We start from the raw sequence: 3,310 nt of genomic DNA, 5'->3' as shown, positions 1-3,310 counted from the left end.
ATGAAAATGAAAATGAAAATGAAGAAGTATTAAGGTTTTTTGCTTTTATATCAAGGGTAGATTTAACTGAATAAATACAATTTCTTAGCAAGGGATTTAATGACATTTAATCGAAAATTATTAACTATTAAAAGAGAGTTGAAAAGAAATCCACACGTAAAATAATATTATCCGAATAGACGGGTATTTAAGTGCTTTTTTGCCGGTTATTTTATGAATAAAACCCTAAAAATCATGCAATAAAAAAGGGATAAAACGGTTAATCTGGCAGGATTTAAGTTCTGAAACAGGCGGTGATTATCGGGAAAACAGAAAGAGGTGTTTTTATATTATCAGATTATTTATTTGCTGATTTATGAAGAAAAAATAAAGGGGGATGATTTATTAAAACAGCGTCAGTAAAGATAAAAAGTGGATATGATGAGTATTTGTTAAACGTAAAACATGATAAGCCGATGATGATTAAAATTAATAAAAAGCAGGCGTTAAAAGGGGTAGAAAAACGGTTAAAACTTTATACCGATTAACATTATCAGTTAAAAAAATGAATGTTAATCACAGCTTAAAACCTGCCTTAGTGTTGTGGGTATTTCAATTAATGGCCCTGGAGTTTGATATTTATGACCGTACCTTTAATCGACAAGCTCCGGTCTGGCAACCACACTTAACAAGGTGTCCCTCCAGTGCGACAGGTATTCCCTGTATATTGAATAAGTTAGAGCCTTCCGCAATAGCGCCGGTTTGTTTACAGGCGGGACAAAATACCGGGTCACCTTTACGGACAACCTCCAGTTGTTGGTTTACCAAACCGGAACCATTGAGAACATTTCCTCCGGTTGTTGTGGTATCACCTTTAAGGATAATTTTTTTTCTTTCTACTACACTTCGCATTATTTACTCCGTTATATTTTCCGCTTCTCGTATTAAATGCCAGATTGTTGTGCCCGGTTCCGCGCCCTGAATATCAAAAGCCATCGCGCCCTGAGCAAAGAAATACTGCTTGTCAGGGATGCTGTCGGTTCGCCAGAATCCGCTGACAAGAGCCGGATGGCTTCCCTTCAACGGGGTCACGTGCAGAGGCCCACGGTCATAGCGGGCATACCAGGCCAGGGTAGAAGCTGTAGTAAAATGACCGGCACCATAAAAGTGAAGAGAATGACCTTCACGGGGGATCACCCGTATCGGGCGTATCAGCTGGTTAATGGCAAAATAACTCGCCGGGACACTGCCCGGTAGTGGTGTCAGATCCGGGTATTGACCAGCCCGGATCATCAGACCATTTCGGTAAGGGCTAATCGCCACATCCGGGTAGCGTGCCAGCGTTTTACGTATCCAAATTTCCCCACCCAGTCGCCCTACAAAGCGTTTAGACAGTAGGGTGATCCAGTTAATACCTCGGATAGAATGTCCATACTGTAATACCGCAGTATGAACCGCAGAATTGACTTGCAGGGAGGGATAACGTTGCGCTAGCTGGTACTCTAAGGGAAAGTAGTCATGGTAATCTCTGGGTAGGACCAGACAATAACCGCAGTCCCCACTGTCCGGTTCGAGCTGTTCACACAGAAAGTCCAGCCATGCCATAAATTTGGTCATGCCGTCTTCTTCTTTCAGATAATCCCAGGGCAGTACCAGACTCAGGTAGGAGCTACTATCGTCTCCATCATCATCGGAATCTAGGTAATGCATCAGATAGTGGGGAGCTTCATAGATGTTTTTAGCGTCACTGATATCCCAAGTAGAAAGCTGGTTTTTTTTCTGATTAAGAATACCCTCTTCCACTTTGGCTATATTTTCTGGTGAATATTTTTTTAGCCCTTTCAGTGCATGGCGGTGAAAACGCAGGTGAGTACCAAATTCTTCGCGGAAGCGGCGATAACAGGTCAGAATGCGTTGCTTTTTCTCCTGAGTGTAACCTTGTTTAAAAAACAGGGTAATTGAGATACCCAGACGGGAAACAGTCAGCCCATCGCCATTGGTAAAAGTAAAATCGGCCAGTTGTGATTTTAACCGGGAAAAATAATCCGAAGTTTCCATATTCTCTCCGTTCATGATGAGGCAGTGGATAATCTGTTATTCCCACATATTTTTCCCTTCCCTTATCAGGTGCCAGAGCGTTGTGCCCGACTCCGCGCCCTGAATATCAAAAGCCATCGCGCCCTGAGCAAAGAAATACTGTTTGTCAGGGATGCTGTCGGTTCGCCAGAATCCGCTGACAAGAGCCGGATGGCTTCCCTTCAAAGGGGTCACGTGCAGAGGTCCACGGTCATAGCGGGCATACCAGGCCAGTGTGGAAATATCATCAAAATGACCCGCACCATAAAAGTGAAGGGAATGGCCTTCACGGGGGATTACTCGTATCGGACGTATCAGCTGGTTAATGGCAAAATAACTCTCCGGCACGCTGCCCGGCAGTGGTGTCAGATCTGGGTATTGACCGGCCCGGATAATCAGACCATCCCGGTAGGTACTAATCACCACATCCGTGTAGCGGGCCAGCATTGTGCGTATCCAGTATTCCCCACCCAGTCGCCCTACAAAGCGTTTAGACAGTAGGGTGATCCAATTAATACCCCGGATGGAATGTCCATACTGTAATACCGCGGTATGAACCGCAGAATTGACTTGCAGGGAGGGATAACGTTGCGCTAGCTGGTACTCTAAGGGAAAGTAGTCATGGTAATCTCTGGGGATGACCAGGCTGTAGCCACAGTCCCCACTATCCGGTTCGAGTTGTTCGCACAGAAAATCCAGCCAGGCCATAAATTTGGTCATGCCGTCTTGCTCTTTCAGATAATCCCAAGGAAGTGTCAGGCTTAGGTAAGAGCTACTATTATCACCATTAGCTTCATCAGAATCCAGGTAACGCATCAGATAGCGAGGGGCTTCATAGAGATTTTTGGCGTCACTGACTACCCAACTAGAAAGCTGGTTTTTTTTCCGATTAAGAATACCTTCTTCGACTTTAGCAATATTTTCTGGGGAATATTTTTTTAATCCCTTCAGTGAATGACGATGAAAACGCAGGTGGGTACCAAATTCTTCCCGAAAACGGCGATAGCAGGCCAGAATGCGTTGCTTTTTCTCCTGCGTGTAACCCTGTTTAAAAAACAGGGTAATTGAGATACCCAGACGGGAAACAGTCAGCCCATCGCCATTGAGGAAGGTAAACGCGGCCAGTTGTGATTTCAACTGGGAAAAATAATCCAAAGTCTCCATATTTCTCTCCTTTCATTATGAGGCGGCGGCGAATGTCACACTCGCCAATATTGCCAGGACAGCCGCTAATGCTGCGGCGCTGACTGCTGCT

The 3,310-nt window shown here is 44.7% G+C and carries 3 protein-coding genes; all 3 read right to left on the bottom strand.

The genetic code is table 11. The features are described 5' to 3' along the window. Positions 1-618: 618 nt before the first annotated feature. Genes LGZ99_RS23755 through LGZ99_RS23745 form a run of 3 tightly spaced genes read right to left on the bottom strand, consistent with a single transcriptional unit; the run spans position 619 to position 3,219 of the window. Positions 619-891: a PAAR domain-containing protein gene (locus tag LGZ99_RS23755; RefSeq protein ID WP_262979776.1), complete on the bottom strand. Its 273-nt coding sequence runs from the start codon at positions 889-891 to the stop codon at positions 619-621. A gap of 3 nt (positions 892-894) precedes the next feature. Then, positions 895-2,037 carry a DUF3396 domain-containing protein gene (locus tag LGZ99_RS23750; RefSeq protein WP_262979775.1) on the bottom strand — a complete coding sequence of 381 codons (1,143 nt, stop codon included), beginning with the start codon at positions 2,035-2,037 and terminating at the stop codon, positions 895-897. 36 nt (positions 2,038-2,073) lie between these two features. Next, positions 2,074-3,219 carry a DUF3396 domain-containing protein gene (locus LGZ99_RS23745; protein ID WP_262979774.1) on the bottom strand — a complete coding sequence of 382 codons (1,146 nt, stop codon included), beginning with the start codon at positions 3,217-3,219 and terminating at the stop codon, positions 2,074-2,076. Positions 3,220-3,310: the final 91 nt, after the last annotated feature.

It is taken from the genome of Photorhabdus temperata (assembly GCF_025384845.1).
GTDB classification, from domain to species: domain Bacteria; phylum Pseudomonadota; class Gammaproteobacteria; order Enterobacterales; family Enterobacteriaceae; genus Photorhabdus; species Photorhabdus temperata.
The sequence above is the reverse complement of the archived record's forward strand: the minus strand, read 5'-3'. Positions and strand labels throughout refer to the sequence as shown.

Bases quoted from the DNA above. Each gene is read 5' to 3' on its own strand.
- LGZ99_RS23745 (WP_262979774.1), bottom strand. From the start codon at position 3,219: ATGGAGACTTTGGATTATTTTTCCCAGTTGAAATCACAACTGGCCGCG.
- LGZ99_RS23750 (WP_262979775.1), bottom strand. From the start codon at position 2,037: ATGGAAACTTCGGATTATTTTTCCCGGTTAAAATCACAACTGGCCGAT.
- LGZ99_RS23755 (WP_262979776.1), bottom strand. From the start codon at position 891: ATGCGAAGTGTAGTAGAAAGAAAAAAAATTATCCTTAAAGGTGATACC.